At 37.8% G+C, this 16,751-nt stretch carries 15 protein-coding genes; all 15 read right to left on the reverse strand.

The features are described from left to right. Positions 1-103: 103 nt before the first annotated feature. A complete protein-coding gene (locus ACHZK0_RS18430) occupies positions 104-1,804 on the reverse strand; it encodes a proline--tRNA ligase (protein WP_377919264.1) in 1,701 nt (566 codons plus the stop codon). 109 nt (positions 1,805-1,913) lie between these two features. Continuing rightward, the gene (gene rseP / locus ACHZK0_RS18435) at positions 1,914-3,170 is read right to left on the reverse strand and encodes an RIP metalloprotease RseP (RefSeq protein ID WP_377919263.1); all 1,257 of its coding nucleotides are present in this window, start codon (positions 3,168-3,170) and stop codon (positions 1,914-1,916) included. Between the two features lie 17 nt (positions 3,171-3,187). Then, positions 3,188-4,330, reverse strand: coding sequence for a 1-deoxy-D-xylulose-5-phosphate reductoisomerase (gene dxr, locus ACHZK0_RS18440; RefSeq protein ID WP_061678201.1), 1,143 nt, complete (start codon positions 4,328-4,330; stop codon positions 3,188-3,190). A gap of 23 nt (positions 4,331-4,353) precedes the next feature. Further along, positions 4,354-5,145 (reverse strand): phosphatidate cytidylyltransferase, encoded by a 792-nt coding sequence (gene cdsA / locus ACHZK0_RS18445; protein ID WP_000813582.1) that lies wholly within the window; start codon positions 5,143-5,145, stop codon positions 4,354-4,356. Between the two features lie 17 nt (positions 5,146-5,162). Continuing rightward, the gene (uppS, locus tag ACHZK0_RS18450; protein WP_000971311.1) at positions 5,163-5,939 is read right to left on the reverse strand and encodes an isoprenyl transferase; all 777 of its coding nucleotides are present in this window, start codon (positions 5,937-5,939) and stop codon (positions 5,163-5,165) included. Between the two features lie 85 nt (positions 5,940-6,024). Continuing rightward, a complete protein-coding gene (frr, locus tag ACHZK0_RS18455) occupies positions 6,025-6,582 on the reverse strand; it encodes a ribosome recycling factor (RefSeq protein ID WP_000531505.1) in 558 nt (185 codons plus the stop codon). A 2-nt stretch (positions 6,583-6,584) separates the two neighbouring features. Beyond that, complete coding sequence (gene pyrH / locus ACHZK0_RS18460) at positions 6,585-7,307, reverse strand: UMP kinase (protein ID WP_000042667.1); 723 nt, start codon at positions 7,305-7,307, stop codon at positions 6,585-6,587. A gap of 66 nt (positions 7,308-7,373) precedes the next feature. Further along, positions 7,374-8,261: a translation elongation factor Ts gene (tsf, locus tag ACHZK0_RS18465; RefSeq protein ID WP_395760798.1), complete on the reverse strand. Its 888-nt coding sequence runs from the start codon at positions 8,259-8,261 to the stop codon at positions 7,374-7,376. Between the two features lie 103 nt (positions 8,262-8,364). Then, on the reverse strand, positions 8,365-9,066 hold the full coding sequence (gene rpsB, locus ACHZK0_RS18470; RefSeq protein WP_000111485.1) for a 30S ribosomal protein S2: 702 nt from the start codon (positions 9,064-9,066) through the stop codon (positions 8,365-8,367). 350 nt (positions 9,067-9,416) lie between these two features. Continuing rightward, positions 9,417-10,196 (reverse strand): GTP-sensing pleiotropic transcriptional regulator CodY, encoded by a 780-nt coding sequence (gene codY / locus ACHZK0_RS18475; RefSeq protein ID WP_000421290.1) that lies wholly within the window; start codon positions 10,194-10,196, stop codon positions 9,417-9,419. Between the two features lie 77 nt (positions 10,197-10,273). Next, a complete protein-coding gene (gene hslU / locus ACHZK0_RS18480; RefSeq protein ID WP_061678204.1) occupies positions 10,274-11,665 on the reverse strand; it encodes an ATP-dependent protease ATPase subunit HslU in 1,392 nt (463 codons plus the stop codon). 22 nt (positions 11,666-11,687) lie between these two features. Beyond that, positions 11,688-12,230: an ATP-dependent protease proteolytic subunit HslV gene (gene hslV / locus ACHZK0_RS18485; protein ID WP_000526271.1), complete on the reverse strand. Its 543-nt coding sequence runs from the start codon at positions 12,228-12,230 to the stop codon at positions 11,688-11,690. A gap of 42 nt (positions 12,231-12,272) precedes the next feature. Next, entirely contained in the window at positions 12,273-13,172 is a 900-nt protein-coding gene (xerC, locus tag ACHZK0_RS18490; RefSeq protein WP_262740383.1) for a tyrosine recombinase XerC, read from the reverse strand. A gap of 65 nt (positions 13,173-13,237) precedes the next feature. Then, positions 13,238-14,542 carry an FADH(2)-oxidizing methylenetetrahydrofolate--tRNA-(uracil(54)-C(5))-methyltransferase TrmFO gene (gene trmFO, locus ACHZK0_RS18495; RefSeq protein WP_000211998.1) on the reverse strand — a complete coding sequence of 435 codons (1,305 nt, stop codon included), beginning with the start codon at positions 14,540-14,542 and terminating at the stop codon, positions 13,238-13,240. Between the two features lie 48 nt (positions 14,543-14,590). Further along, on the reverse strand, positions 14,591-16,669 hold the full coding sequence (gene topA, locus ACHZK0_RS18500) for a type I DNA topoisomerase (protein WP_088097492.1): 2,079 nt from the start codon (positions 16,667-16,669) through the stop codon (positions 14,591-14,593). Between the last annotated feature and the right edge of the window lie 82 nt (positions 16,670-16,751).

Raw genomic sequence — 16,751 nt, forward strand, 5'->3', positions numbered from 1 at the left:
TATTATAAATTGAAACGTACTACAAAGAAAGATTTCTCCCTTCTTCTTTTACAAAATACGTTTACAAAGAAAGAGAAGGTACCTCATTGCGAGGTACCTCTTCTTATTTTAAAATATTTGCAATATATGTTTGAAGTTCTTCTACTTTCACTTCTTCAGACTCGCCTGTAGCACGTACTTTCACTTCTACAATACCTTCGTCTGCTTTTTTACCAACTGTCACACGAACTGGAAGGCCGAATAAATCTGCATCTGCAAATTTAACACCTGCACGTTCTGCACGATCATCTAGTAATACTTCATATCCTTGCTCTTGTAATGAGTTGTAGATGTTTTCACCCATTTCACGTTGCGAATCAGATTTCATATTTACTGGAATTACATGCACATGGAATGGTGCAACAGCTTTTGGCCAAACTAAACCGTTCTCATCATTAAACTGCTCTGCAATTGCTGCCACTGTACGAGATACACCGATACCGTAACAACCCATAATAAGTGGTTGTGTTTTTCCGTTTTCATCTAGGAATGTTGCGTTCATTGCTTCACTATAACGTGTTCCTAATTTGAATACATGACCAACTTCAATTCCGCGTGCGAAAAGAATTGTTCCGTTTCCGTCCGGAGATTGGTCTCCTTCTTGAATGAAGCGTAAATCTGTATATTGACTTACTTTAAAGTCACGTTCTGGATTTACATTTACAAAATGGAATCCTTCTTCGTTCGCTCCTGAACATCCGTTAACAATTGATGCTACAGCATGGTCAGCGATAATATCGATGTCACCTGTTACACCAATCGGTCCTAATGAACCAACTTCACAATGTAATAATTCTTTCACTTCTTCATGAGAAGCAAGCTCAACAACTGAAGCGCCGTATACATTTTTCACTTTTACATCGTTGACTTCATGATCACCACGAACAAGTACAACTACTAATTTCTCGTCTACTTTAAATACCATAGACTTAATACACTTGTCAGCTTCAATGTTTAAGAAAGCAGATACTTCTTCAATTGCTTTTTGATCCGGTGTTGCTACTTTTTCAAGTGCCTTTTCTGCTTCATCACTCTTCGTATACGTAGCTACAACAGGAGCCATTTCGATGTTCGCTGCATAATTAGATGTATCAGAGTATGCAATTGTATCTTCACCAACATCAGATAATACCATAAATTCATGTGTATCTTTTCCGCCCATTGCTCCAGAGTCAGCAATAACCGCACGGAAATTCAAGCCACAACGAGCAAAAATGTTAGAGTATGCTTTGTATAAACGATCATACACTTCATCTAAGCTCTCTTGTGTAGCATGGAAAGAATATGCATCTTTCATTAGAAACTCTCTTCCACGTAATAAACCGAAACGAGGTCTTTGTTCATCACGGAATTTTGTTTGAATTTGATACAATGTTAACGGTAATTTTTTATATGATTTCACTTCGTCACGTACAAGATCCGTAATGACTTCTTCATGTGTCGCTCCTAATGCAAATTCACGAGCGTTACGATCTTTCATACGCATTAATTCAGATCCGTAAGAATACCAACGACCTGACTCTTGCCATAATTCTGCAGCTTGCATCGCTGGCATTAATAATTCTACAGCACCTGCGCGCTCCATTTCTTCTCGAACGATACGTTCTACTTTGTGTAGTACTTTTAATCCAAATGGTAGAAAACTATAAATACCAGAAGCATTTTGACGCATAAAACCTGCACGAAGTAATAACTGATGACTCTTAATCTCCGCATCAGCTGGAACTTCACGTAATGTAGGACTGAATACCATACTTTGTTTCATCTATTCGCACCTCTTCATTTTACTCTTACACGCAGGAAAACCCCTCACCTCGAGTTAGGTGAGGGATTTTATTCTACGAGCTCTATTTCATTATAAGTTTCACTTTATTTTACAAGAAAAACTTACGAATGTCATTCCAAGTTACAACTAACATAAGTAACATTAATAATGCAAAACCAATAAAGTGCACCATTCCTTCTTTTTGGCGATCAATTGGTTTCCCGCGCAATGCCTCAATTAAGAAGAAGAACAAACGTCCACCGTCTAAAGCAGGAACTGGTAGTAAATTAAATAAACCAAGGTTTATACTTAAAACGGCTGCTAAATTTAATACACGTGTAAATCCATAATCTACAACTTGATCTGTAAGATTATAAATTCCTACCGGACCTGACAACTCATTAATAGAGAATTGACCAGTTACTAATTTCACAAGAGACTCAAAAATTAGTTTCGTCCAATAATATGTTTGTTCAAAACCTGATTTAATAGAACCCATTACTGTTTTCTCTACTGGAGTGTAAACACCAATTCTACCAATTTCTTCTTTACCTTCTTTATCAAGCGTTGGCGTTACTTTCACATTAAACTGTTCACTATCACGCTTTACTTGTAACGTAAGTTCTTTATTCGGGTTTTCACGTACAATGGTAACAACATCTTTCCATGTACTTGTGTTTTTCCCATCGATTGCTTGAATTGTATCATTTTCTTTTAATCCAGCTTGCTGTGCTGCACTTTTCTCCATTACTTTTCCGACCATTGGTTTGTCAACAGGAACACCTTGTACAAATCCAAGAATCACAAAAATAACAAACGCTAAAATGAAATTCATTGCAGGACCCGCAAAGATTGTTAAAGCACGTTGCCCTAATTTCTTAGAGCCAAACTGCCTATTATACGGAGCAATTTGAATTTCTTCACCAGCAGTAATAATACGTGCCTTCTCGTTCACTCGGAATGTTTGAAGCTCTTCCTCGTACTCTTCATAGCCCGAAATTGTTAAATTATGCTCTAAATCAGCTTGTTCGACTTCAATGACGCGAACATTTGGATACTTTTCATATCCATCAAAAACTAATTTCGCAACTTCGTCTTTTTCATTTAATACAAGGCCAACCTTTTTACCAGGCTTTAACTCAACTGTGTCTGCATCCTCGCCAGCCATTCTTACATAGCCACCAAGGGGCAGCAATCGAATCGTATACACCGTTTCATTCTTTTCAAATGAGAATATTTTCGGACCAAAACCAATCGCAAACTCGCGGCATAAAATACCTGCTCTTTTTGCGAAATATAGATGCCCTAGCTCATGGAAAAATACGAGTGCACCGAAAATTAATATAAAGGCAATCGCTGTATTCAATTCCATAACCACCTTTGCTAAATTTGTTCCATCACAAACCGTCTTGTGGCTGCATCAATTTCCAGAATTTCCTCTAAGCTCGGACGTGCAATGACATTGTGATGGTTCATTGCTTTTTCAATGAGGTCTTCCACTGTTAAGAAACCAATTCTCTTTTGTAAAAAAGCTTCAACAGCTACTTCATTCGCTGCATTCATTACAGCTGGCATACTTCCACCTGCTTTTCCAGCTTCATACGCAAAACGTAGGCAACGGAATCGTTCTTGGTTCATTTTCTCAAAATGCAACGTTCCTATTTCCCATAAGTTTAACTGTTTTGTGTCTGAAAGAGGCAATCGATCAGGATATGTAAGTGCGTATTGAATTGGTACTCGCATATCAGGTGAGCCAAGCTGTGCCATTACACTACGATCTTCAAATTCAACCATAGAATGGATAATACTTTCTTTATGTAAAACAACATCGATTTGCTCATAAGGGATACCAAAAAGCCAATGTGCTTCAATTACTTCTAGCCCCTTATTCATCATTGTAGCAGAATCAATTGTAATTTTCGAACCCATTGACCAGTTTGGATGTCGAAGCGCATCTTCTACGGTCACATGATGCAATTCATCTCTCGTTTTATCACGGAAACTTCCACCAGAAGCCGTAATAACTAGTCGAGAAATTCTTTTTTCATTTTCACCATTCAAACATTGAAAAATAGCTGAATGTTCACTATCTACTGGAAGTAACGAAACATTATGTTTTCGCGCTGCTTCCATTACAAGATGCCCTGCAGTTACTAACGTTTCTTTATTTGCAATTCCAATTGTTTTTTTCGCCTCAATTGCACGAAGTGTTGGTAACAACCCTACGCTACCTACAACAGCATTTACTACAATCTCCGCATCTGGATGTAATGCTACTTCTAAAAGCCCTTCACTACCATATACAATTTTTGTATTACCAGAAACAGCTTGTAATTTTAAAACATCTTCCTCTCTTTGCACAGAGACGATTTGCGGAGAAAATTCTTGAATTACCTTTACTGCGTAGTCAATATTTTTCCCTACAGAAAAAGCAACGAGACGGAATTGGTCTGGGTGCGAGCGTAATACATCTAAAGTTTGTGTACCAATTGATCCGCTTGCACCTAATAAACTAATGTTTTTCATGACTCCAACCCCTCGTTCATTTATTAATTATATTGTAATAAGAAGTAGAGAATTGGTAAAACAAATAACCAACTATCTGTTCGATCTAATATACCACCATGCCCAGGTAAAATCGTACCTGAATCCTTTACGCCATAATGACGTTTAAATGCAGATTGTACTAAATCGCCAATTTGTCCAAAAATAGAAATGATAATTGTCAACACAATTAAAATCCCTACATTAGCCTCAACTGGGAAGAACATATTATAAACAACTGCCACAACAATTCCACAAACGATGCCGCCTAATGAACCTTCAATCGTTTTATTAGGACTAATTTCTGGCCATAATTTTCTTTTTCCTAATGCTTTTCCTACGAAATATGCGCCTGAATCAGTAGCCCATATAACAAATAATGCACAAAACACATATTTAATTCCTAATATTCTCGTTTCATTCAAATATAGGAATCCCATTCCAACATATGCTGTTGCCATTAGTAAAAATGAAGCATTATCAAAAGTAAATGTATTCTTAGAAAGGACTGTATATGATAAAAGTAATAAAACAATCACAAATGTGATTTCTAATTTACCTAATCCAATCTGCGTAAACAGTTCTGATGCACTACTTGGAATTAAAATAATCCATAATAATACTGCAGCTAAAACTGTTGGTACTGAAATAAGCGTAAGCTTATTCATACGAATTAATTCATATAAACCTATAGAAGCAAGTGCATACACTAAAACCGTAAAAGGCACGCCACCGTAAATTACGATGGGAATGAATAGCGCGGCAGCAACCACTCCAGTAATAATTCTCTGTTTCACTACCAAACCCTCTCTTTCTACACGCCTCCGAATCTGCGCCCTCTATGCTGAAAGTCTGTAATCGCATTTAGCAAATGTTCCTCAGTAAAATCTGGCCAATACACATCTGTAAACCAAAATTCCGAGTATGCAATTTGCCATAACATGAAATTACTAATACGTAGCTCTCCGCTCGTACGGATTAACAACTCTGGGTCAGGTAAAGAACTCGTCATTAAATAGGAAGAAAGCATTTCTTCACTTACATCTTCAACACGAATTTTTCCTTCCTCACTATCTTTCACCATATGTTGCACAGCAGAAACGATTTCATCTCGACTTCCATAGTTTAACGCGAAATTAAGAATTAATCCCGTATTCTCTTTCGTATCTTCCATGGCCTTTTCCATCGCTCTGCGTGTATGCGTAGGAAGACGATCTTGTTGTCCTATTACTCGGACTTGTACGTTCTCTTCAATCAATTCTGGTAAAAATGTACCTAGAAATTCTTCTGGAAGCCTCATTAAATAGTCAACTTCCTTTTTAGGTCTTTTCCAGTTCTCAGTTGAAAAAGCATAAAGAGTTAATACTTTTACATTAAGTTTGCTTGCAAATTTTGTGATTTTCTTTACAACTTGCATGCCTTCATGATGTCCCGCAATACGAGGCATCGCTCTCCTCTTTGCCCATCTTCCATTACCATCCATAATGATGGCAATATGTTCTGGGATATATCCTTTTTTCACTTTTTCAACGAGATGATCAAACGATGCGACCTTTTTACTTTTAAAAAAAGGAAAGTTTTTAAACATCATTCATACCCTCCAGCAAGCAGACGTATGCCTAAAAGTGTAAAAAGACCCCCTTAAGAAGAGGGTCATATTTGCGAAGGTATCGCTATTACACTTCCATAATTTCTTTTTCTTTGTTTTTTGCGATTTCGTCAACTTTTGCAATATATTTATCTGTTTCTTTTTGGATATCTTCAGTATATCCTCTTAAATCATCTTCTGTAATCTCGCCAGCTTTTTCAAGCTTCTTAAGATCATCGTTACCGTCACGACGTACGTTACGAACAGCAACTTTCGCTTCTTCAGCATATTTTTTCACAACTTTAACAAGATCACGACGACGCTCTTCAGTTAATGCAGGGAATGCAATACGAATTACAGTTCCATCATTAGAAGGGTTTAAGCCTAAATCTGCTTTTAAAATTGCTTTTTCGATATCACCGATAGAAGTTTTATCATAAGGTTGAATTACAAGTAAACGTGCTTCTGGAACTGTAATGTTCGCTAATTGCACAACAGGTGTTGGTGCACCATAGTAATCAACTTGTACCTTATCTAATACAGACGAGCTTGCACGACCTGCGCGAACTGTTGCCAATTCACGAGAGTAAGCAGCAACTGCTTTTTCCATTTTTTCATTTGAAGACTTCAATACTTGTTGTCCCATATTTATTTCCCCCTTACAACTGTTCCGATATTTTCGCCTAAAACGGCACGTTTAATGTTACCTTTTTCCATAACAGAGAATACAATTAATGGAATATCATTGTCCATACATAAAGAAGAAGCTGTTGAATCCATTACACCTAAACCTTCTTTTAATACATCTAAGTAAGTAAGTGTTTCGTATTTCGTAGCTGTTGGGTCAAGAGATGGATCTGCATTATATACGCCATCTACATTGTTTTTCGCCATTAAGATAACATCTGCTTCGATTTCCGCTGCACGTAGTGCTGCTGTTGTATCTGTAGAGAAATACGGGTTACCTGTACCTGCTGCAAAGATTACAACACGTTTTTTCTCTAGATGACGAACTGCTTTACGACGAATGTAAGGCTCTGCTACTTGACGCATTTCAATTGAAGTTTGAACACGAGTTTGAATTCCAATGTTCTCTAGGCTATCTTGAAGAGCTAATGAGTTCATAACTGTTGCTAACATACCCATGTAATCTGCTCCAGCACGATCCATTCCCATTTCACTTCCGATTTTCCCACGCCAAATGTTTCCGCCACCAACAACAACAGCAACTTCTACATCAAGTTCTGCAATTTCTTTCACTTGTTCCGCAACTGATTTAATAACAGATGGGTTAATTCCAAATCCTTGTTCCCCAGCTAACGCTTCTCCGCTTAGCTTTAATACGACACGATTATATTTCGGTTTACTCATAATGAACCTCCAATTGCTTACATCTTTATTTTAAAAAAGGGAACACAATGTGTTCCCTAATCTTTATTAGTTACTACCTTTTACTTGGTTCATTACTTCTTCAGCAAAGTTGTCTTCGCGTTTTTCGATACCTTCACCAACAGCGTAGCGAACGAATCCTTTTAATGTTCCGCCTTTAGACTCAACGAATTGACGAACTTTCATATCAGGGTTTTTAACGAATGCTTGGTCAAGTAAGCAAATTTCTTCGAAGAATTTGCCAAGACGGCCTTCAACCATTTTTGCAACGATTTTTTCAGGCTTGCCTTCGTTTAAAGCTTGTTGTGTTAATACTTGACGCTCATGCTCAACTTCTTCAGCTGTTACAGCATCGCGGTCGATGTATTTAGGGTTAACTGCTGCGATGTGCATTGCTACATCTTTAGCAGCTGCTTCGTCAGTAGAACCTTCAAGAACTGTTAATACACCAATACGTCCACCCATGTGTAGGTAAGCGCCGAATGCATCAGCAGCAGTTTTTGATACGATTTCGAAACGACGAAGTGTAAGTTTTTCACCAATTTTAGCGATTGCTTCGTTGATGTGCTCTTCTACTGTTTTGCCACCTTCGATTGTTTGAGCCATAGCTTCTTCAATGTTAGCTGGTTTGTTAGCTAATAAGTGAGCAGCTAATTCTTTAATTAACGCTTGGAAACCTTCGTTTTTCGCAACGAAATCAGTTTCAGAGTTTAATTCTAAGATTAAAGCTTCGTTACCGTTTGTTTCGATGAAAGTTAAACCTTCAGCAGCGATGCGGTCTGCTTTTTTAGCAGCTTTCGCGATACCTTTTTCACGTAAGAAGTCAATTGCCTTCTCCATGTCGCCATTAGTTTCTGTTAAAGCTTTTTTGCAGTCCATCATACCTGCGCCAGTTTTTTCACGTAATTCTTTTACCATTTGTGCAGTGATTGCCATACTATTCATCCTCCTAAAATATGTATTTATACCTTTTATAAAGGTGTTTATACCTTAAAAAAGGTGATAAAAGGCCGAACCCCTTATCACCTTTCCAACTTTGTTACGCAGTAACAGTTTCTTCACCTTGTTTTGCTTCAAGGATCGCGTCTGCCATTTTAGATGTAAGAAGTTTTACAGCACGAATTGCATCATCGTTTGCTGGGATAACGTGATCGATTTCGTCTGGATCACAGTTTGTATCAACGATACCGATGATTGGAATGTGTAATTTGCGTGCTTCAGCAACTGCAATACGCTCTTTACGAGGGTCTACTACGAATAATGCACTTGGAAGACCTTTCATATCTTTAATACCGCCTAAGAATTTCTCAAGACGCTCTAACTCTTTTTTAAGTTGAACAACTTCTTTCTTAGGAAGTACTTCGAAAGTACCATCTTCTTGCATTCTTTCGATGTCTTTAAGACGCTTGATACGTTTTTGGATTGTTTGGAAGTTTGTTAAAGTTCCACCTAACCAACGTTGGTTAACGAAGTACATACCAGCACGAGTTGCTTCTTCTTTAATAGCTTCTTGTGCTTGTTTTTTAGTACCTACGAATAAGATGTCTCCACCTTCAGCAGCGATGTCGCGCATCGTTCTGTAAGCTTCCTCAACTTTTTTCACAGTTTTTTGTAAGTCGATGATGTAGATACCGTTACGCTCTGTGAAAATGTAACGCTTCATTTTTGGGTTCCAACGACGAGTTTGATGTCCGAAATGAACACCAGCTTCAAGCAATTGCTTCATAGAAATTACTGACATAATATAGTTCCTCCTAAATGGTTTTTGATATCCTCCGTTTACTTCATCTCTAAGCGAAACTACAAACGTAGCACCAACACTTAAATCAGTAAACGTGTGTACTTTGTACTGACACCACTGCTTACTATATCATACTGAAATATTACAATCAAGTCGAAAATGCGAAGAATGTAAAACTTTCTTTATTCACACTCGAATTCTAGTATTACCAACCTGTATTTCTTTTAAGCAAAGAAATGCAATTCGATTCATAGCTTTTCCGAAAAACACGATTATGACGCTACTTGCCAACACCAGCAATCTTTTATACACAAAAAACTCTCCTCAAAAAATGAGGAGAGTTTTATAAATTAGTTTGTTTTTAATTTAGCAAGTTCCTGTAGAAACTTGTCGTTTAGCACTTTAATGTATGTTCCTTTCATACCTAAAGAGCGAGACTCAATAACACCAGCACTTTCTAATTTACGTAATGCATTTACGATTACAGAACGAGTAATTCCTACGCGATCAGCAATTTTACTTGCAACTAGTAAACCTTCTGTTCCATTTAACTCTTCGAAGATATGCTCAATTGCTTCTAACTCACTGTAAGATAATGAGCTAATCGCCATTTGAACAACAGCTTTACTACGTGCTTCCTCTTCGATTTCTTCCGCTTTTTCACGTAAGATTTCCATACCTACTACAGTTGAACTGTATTCAGCAAGGATTAAATCATCGTCTAAGAACTCTTGGCCAAGACGAGCTAATACTAATGTACCTAGACGCTCACCGCCACCAACGATTGGTACGATTGTAGTTAAACCTTGACCGAATAATTCTCTATTTTCTACTGGGAATGCTGTGTAAGCACTGTTTACATCTAAGTTAGAAGATGTTTCTGTAATGTTGAATAAGCTTTGTGTGTATTCTTCCGGGAATTGACGCTCTGCAAGCATTTGTTTCATACGCTCATTCTCAATTTGTTGGTGAATTGCATAACCTAGTAATTTACCACGACGACTTACTACGAATACGTTCGCTTCGATTACTTCACACATTGTGTCAGACATTTCTCTAAAGTTTACAGGCTTTCCTGCTGCGCTCTGTAATAACGCATTTAATTTTCTTGTTTTTGCTAATAATTCCATTTCAAAAGTTCCTCCTACATGTTACTCACATATTTTTTCATCACTTGGAAACTAGGGCGAGTCACCTGATGACACAATTACAAAATAAACTGGCTCACATCTTTATTTTTAGCAATCGTTGCTAATTTCTCCTCAACGTACTGAGGCGTTATCGTTATTTTCTCTAACGTAATTTCAGATGCTTCAAACGATAAATCTTCAAGGAGCTTCTCCATAATCGTATGAAGTCTTCTTGCTCCAATATTATCTGTATCCTGATTAACTTGATAAGCAATCTCAGCAATCTTACGAATAGCTTCGTCTGAAAATTCAATTTCTATACCTTCAGTCGCTAATAAAGCCATATATTGTTTAATTAACGCATTGTCAGGCTCGATTAATATTTTAACAAAATCATCTGTCGATAATTTTGTTAATTCTACTCGAATCGGAAATCTCCCTTGCAGTTCCGGAATTAAATCCGACGGTTTAGACATATGAAACGCTCCAGCTGCAACGAATAAAATATAATCCGTTTTTACTGATCCGTATTTTGTCGCAACATTCGATCCTTCTACAATCGGCAGAATGTCACGTTGCACACCTTCACGTGATACATCTACGCTATTCGACTGCTTACCAGCAATTTTGTCAATTTCATCGATAAAAATAATCCCGAGCTGTTCAGCACGATAAACAGCCTCTTGTGTAACTTCATCCATATCAATTAAGCGCTGTGCTTCCTCATTTGTCAAGAGTTTTCTTGCTTCTTTTACAGAAAGTTTACGTTTTTTTGTTTTTTTCGGCATAAAACTTCCTAATGCATCTTGGAAATTCATTCCCATTTGTTCCATGCCAGTTCCTTGTAACATATCGAACATGGAAGACTGTTGTTCAGTCACTTCAATCGATACAATTTCATCTTCAAGAAGTCCTGCAGCAAGCTTTCTTTCCACATCTTGACGTTTCTTTTCGATTTCAACATCTTCCTGTGCATCAGATGTTTGATTCGAATTTTGAGCACCACCAAATAGCATTTCTAATGGGTTTTTAAATCCAGATTGTTTCTCTGGACTCGGCACTAAGATTTCTACAAGACGTTGGTTCGCTTGTTCTTCTGCTTTATCTTGTACTTTAACTACCATTTCTTCTTTTACGATACGAACTGATGTTTCCACAAGGTCACGTACCATCGATTCTACATCTCTACCTACATATCCAACTTCTGTAAATTTCGTAGCTTCAACCTTAATAAAAGGTGCTCCAACGAGTTTCGCCATTCGTCGTGCTACCTCTGTTTTACCAACACCTGTTGGTCCAATCATTAAAATATTTTTAGGCGCAATTTCATCACGTAGATTTTCAGCTAATTTACTTCGACGATATCGATTTCTTAAAGCTACAGCAACCGCTTTCTTCGCATCTTTTTGACCGATAATGTATTGATCTAATTTTTCCACAATTTGACGCGGAGTAAAATGTAAATGCATATAAAATGCCTCCCTTACGATTCTACAATTCTTCCACAATTATATTGTGGTTTGTATAAACACAAATATCGCCAGCAATGTCTAAACTCGCTTTCGCAATTTGCTTCGCTGTTAAATGTTCACTTGCATATTGTTTTAAAGCACGACCTGCAGAAAGCGCATAATTCCCACCAGATCCAATCGCTAAAATACCATCATCCGGTTCAATTACTTCTCCTGTACCTGAAACAAGAAGCATAGTTGTTTTATCCATGACAATGAGCATCGCTTCTAGTTGACGTAACATTTTGTCGCCACGCCATTGTTTTGCCATCTCAACTGCAGCACGCTGCAAGTTCCCATTGTACTCTTCTAATTTCCCTTCAAACATTTCAAAAAGAGTAAATGCGTCAGCAACGGAACCTGCAAAGCCAGCTAAAACTTTCCCTTGGAAAAGTTTACGGACTTTACGAGCTGTATGTTTCATTACAACTGCATTTCCCATCGTCACCTGGCCATCTCCAGCCATTGCACATTCTCCATTATGATGAACTGCAAATATCGTTGTAGCGTGGAAATTTCCCATAGAAAAAACTCCTTTATATGTTTTTATAGCTTTAAAAGCAATTTATGCCCGTGGGTGATGCTTCATGTAGACCGAACGCAATCTTTCTTTAGAGACATGCGTATAAATTTGTGTCGTCGACAAATTCTCATGACCGAGTAGCTCCTGTACAGTACGTAAATCTGCCCCTTCATCTAACATATGTGTAGCAAATGTATGCCTTAACATATGGGGACTGATCCGCATTGTCAGTGAAGCTTTCTTAATGAGTTCGTTTAATACATAGCGTACCCCTCGACTTGTTAGCGGCGTGCCTTTCGCATTTAAAAATACCATATGAGAGTGTTCTTCAGTTTTGTGAGCTAACTGTTTTCTCCCGTTCTCTATATAAGTAATTAAAGCATCTTGCGCATAGCTTCCGAACGGAATATACCTTTGTTTTTTTCCTTTTCCCATTACTAAAATTGTTCCCACCGCGAAGTCAATATCGGTAAGTTGTAAATTGACACATTCACTCACACGGATTCCAGTCGCATACATCAATTCTAATAAAGCTTGATTCCTTTGACCTAGCGGCGTTTCCGTATCAGAAACTTCAAACAATTCCTCTAATTCTTCAGCATATAAAAACTTTGGGATTGACAATTCTTTTTTGGGGAGTGACGCAAGTGCAAACGGATTATCTTTCCGATAACCTTCACGCATCAAAAAACGATATAAACTTCGTAAGCTTGATACTTTTCTTGCGACAGATTTACGGGCTAACTTTTCATCGTGCAACGTCGTTAAGTACAAACGAACATCCGTGTATGTAACATCTAAAAAAGAGGATATGCCTTCTCGCTCCATAAATTGCACAAAATGTTCTAAATCATTTTGATAACTTGCAATTGTATATTTTGAATAATTTCTTTCAATTTGTAAATATCCAACGAATAATTGTAACAATTTCTTCACATTCACACAATTCACCTCAATAAAGGCTACTAAATCGTATCACAACTTAGTAGCCTTTGCAAGAAATTTAACTAAATATTTACAAAATTTTGAATTGTTTCTAAAGCGCGTGTTGCATAGGCTTCATTTCGTTCTGCTTTTTTCTTAATTTTCTTCTCTAACGGTGCAAACAGACCGAAGTTTGCATTCATTGGTTGGAAGTTTTTCGCATTTGTCGCAGTAATATAATTCGCCATACTTCCCATTGCAGTTACAGATGGTAATACAACCGGCTCTTCACCTTTCACAAGTCGAGCAGCGTTAATACCTGCTAGTAATCCTGATGCTGCCGATTCAACATATCCCTCTACTCCAGTCATTTGACCAGCGAAGAATAAATCATCACGTTGTTTATATTGATATGTTGGACGAAGTAAGTTAGGTGAATTAATAAACGTATTACGATGCATTACACCATAACGTACAATCTCTGCGTTTTCCAGTCCTGGAATCAACTGTAACACTTCTTTTTGTGGTCCCCACTTTAAATGCGTTTGGAAACCTACAATATTGTATAACGTTCCTGCTGCATCATCTTGACGTAACTGAACAACAGCATATGGCGTTTTCCCTGTTTTCGGATCTTCTAATCCAACAGGTTTCATCGGTCCAAATACTAACGTCTGTCTTCCTCTACTTGCCATAACTTCTACTGGCATACAACCCTCAAAGAAAATTTCTTTTTCAAATTCTTTTAAAGGTACTGTTTCAGCAGCAATTAAAGCCTCGTAAAAACGGTCAAATTCCTCTTCCGTCATTGGGCAGTTTAAATATGCAGCTTCACCTTTATCGTAACGAGATTTTAAATATACTTTATTCATATCAATGCTGTCTTTCTCAACAATCGGTGCTGCAGCATCATAGAAATAAAAATAATCTTCACCTGTTAATTCTTTTAATTGTGCAGCAAGATCAGGAGACGTAAGTGGACCTGTCGCGATAACAGTAGGCCCTTCTGGAATTTCAGTAATTTCTTCATTCATCACAGTTACGTTCGGATGGTTTTTCACATACTCCGTTACCTTTGCCGCAAATTCATGACGATCTACAGCTAAAGCCCCTCCTGCTGGTACAGAGCACTCATCAGCTGCACGAATAATAACAGAGTCCATTAGACGCATTTCTTCTTTAATAACACCAACAGCGTTTGTTAATGTGTTTGCGCGAAGCGAGTTACTGCATACTAACTCTGCAAATTTATCTGTGTGATGAGCCGGTGTTTGCCTTACTGGTCTCATTTCATATAATTTTACTTGGACACCACGTTTTGCAATTTGGTAAGCTGCTTCACTTCCTGCAAGACCTGCGCCAATGACGTTTACTACTTGTGTTGTCATATTAATCACCTTTCCTTTTCTTCCCGAAAAAAATGTGAGCAGTTACGCTCACATTTGTTGTTCTTCTTCATAATCACACGAAATACATTGTACTTGCACGCCTTTTTTCAACTTCTTCTCTACAAGCATACCTTCGCACTTCGGACATTTACGACCAATTGGTTTATCCCAAGATACAAAGTCACACTCTGGATACGTACCACATCCATAGAAAAGACGTTTCTTTTTATTACTACGGCGTTCAATAATTTGACCTTTATCACACTTCGGACAAGTAACACCGATTTCTTTCACAATCGGTTTTGTATTACGACAATCTGGGAAATTCGAACAAGCCATAAATTTCCCGTATTTACCCATTTTAAAGACCATTGGGTGATTACACAATTCACAGTCTTCCCCAGCTGGTTCATCTTTAATTTCCACTTCACGCATTTCTTTTTCCGCTTTTTCTAAACGCGGTTCAAAGCCTACGTAGAAATCATCAACAATTTTTACCCAATTCGCATTTCCTTCTTCTACTTCATCAAGACTTTGCTCCATGTTAGCAGTAAATTCAATGTTAATAATTTCTGGGAAAAACTCTAAAATAAGTTCAATTACTATTTCACCAAGTTCAGTTGGAACAAAGCGTTTATTATCCAAACCTACGTATCCACGTTTTTGAATCGTTTCAAGTGTCGGTACGTAAGTCGACGGTCTTCCAATTCCAAGCTCTTCAAGTGTTCTTACTAGACGAGCCTCTGTATAGCGCGGCGGAGGTTGTGTAAAGTGTTGCTTCGGTTCTAAATCCTTCGAAAATACCGTTTCCCCTACTTCTAAAGGTGGCAACATTTTATCCTTTTCTTCAGCCCCGTCATCTTTCGACTCTACATACACTTTCATAAATCCTGGAAACTTTACAACCGATCCACTTGCACGGAACTGAACATTGTTATTAATGAGTCTAGCTGTCACAGTATCCATTATAGCAGACGCCATTTGACTTGCAACAAATCGCTCCCAAATCAGTTTATACAACCGAAGTTGATCACGACTTAAGAAACTCTTTAGTTCCTCTGGCCTTCTCATTACCGAAGTAGGACGAATTGCCTCATGCGCATCTTGTGCGTTCGACTTTTTCGTTTCTTTCTTCTTTTCTGTTCCTATGTATTCCGCACCAAACGCCTCAGTAATGTAAGTACGCGCCTCTGTTTGAGCTGTTTCTGAGATACGTGTTGAGTCAGTTCTCATATACGTAATAAGACCTACAGTTCCTTGCTTGCCAAGATCTATCCCTTCATACAATTGCTGCGCGAGCATCATTGTTTTCTTTGCTCGCATGTTTAACTTACGAGCTGCCTCTTGTTGCAAGGAAGATGTTGTAAACGGTAATGCAGGATTACGTTTTCGCTCTTTTCGCGTTACATTTTCAACTGAAAACGCATTATCTTTCATTTGTTCAATTATTTCATTCACTTGCGTTTCATTAGTTAATTGAACTTTTTCACCATCTACACCGTAAAAACTTGCTTCAAATGTGTCTTTCCCCTTCACAAATTCTGTCTTGATTGTCCAGAATTCTTCAGGCTCAAAGATTTGAATTTCTTTTTCACGTTCGATAATTAAACGAACTGCTACAGATTGTACGCGTCCTGCACTTAATCCTTTTTTTACTTTCTTCCATAATAAAGGACTAATATTGTAACCCACAAGACGATCTAGTATACGTCTTGCTTGTTGTGCATCTACTAAATCCATATTAATCGCACGAGGATGTTTAAATGATTCTTTTATTGCATCTTTTGTAATCTCATTAAACACAACTCGGCAATCTGATTCAACGTCCACATTTAACGTATTGGCTAAATGCCAAGCAATTGCTTCCCCTTCGCGGTCTGGATCGGCCGCGAGATAGACTTTCTTTGCTTTTTTTGCCGCTGATTTTAAATCTTTTAAGACGGGACCTTTACCACGAATGGTAATATACTTCGGGGTGAAGTTGTTCTTTACTTCTATCCCCATTTGGCTTTTAGGTAAATCGCGAACGTGTCCCATAGACGCGACAACTTTGTATTTTTTCCCTAAATATTTCTCAATGGTCTTCGCCTTAGAAGGCGACTCCACGATTACGAGGTAATCTGACATGCTAGTGCCTCCTTAAGAGGTGGATTCAAGTCTTCATCAATCTTATTGATTTCTCTTGTTTTTGTCAATCAAGAATGAATAT

Source organism: Bacillus sp. 3G2, from assembly GCF_044324725.1.
In the GTDB taxonomy this organism is placed as follows: Bacteria; Bacillota; Bacilli; order Bacillales; family Bacillaceae_G; genus Bacillus_A; species Bacillus_A mobilis.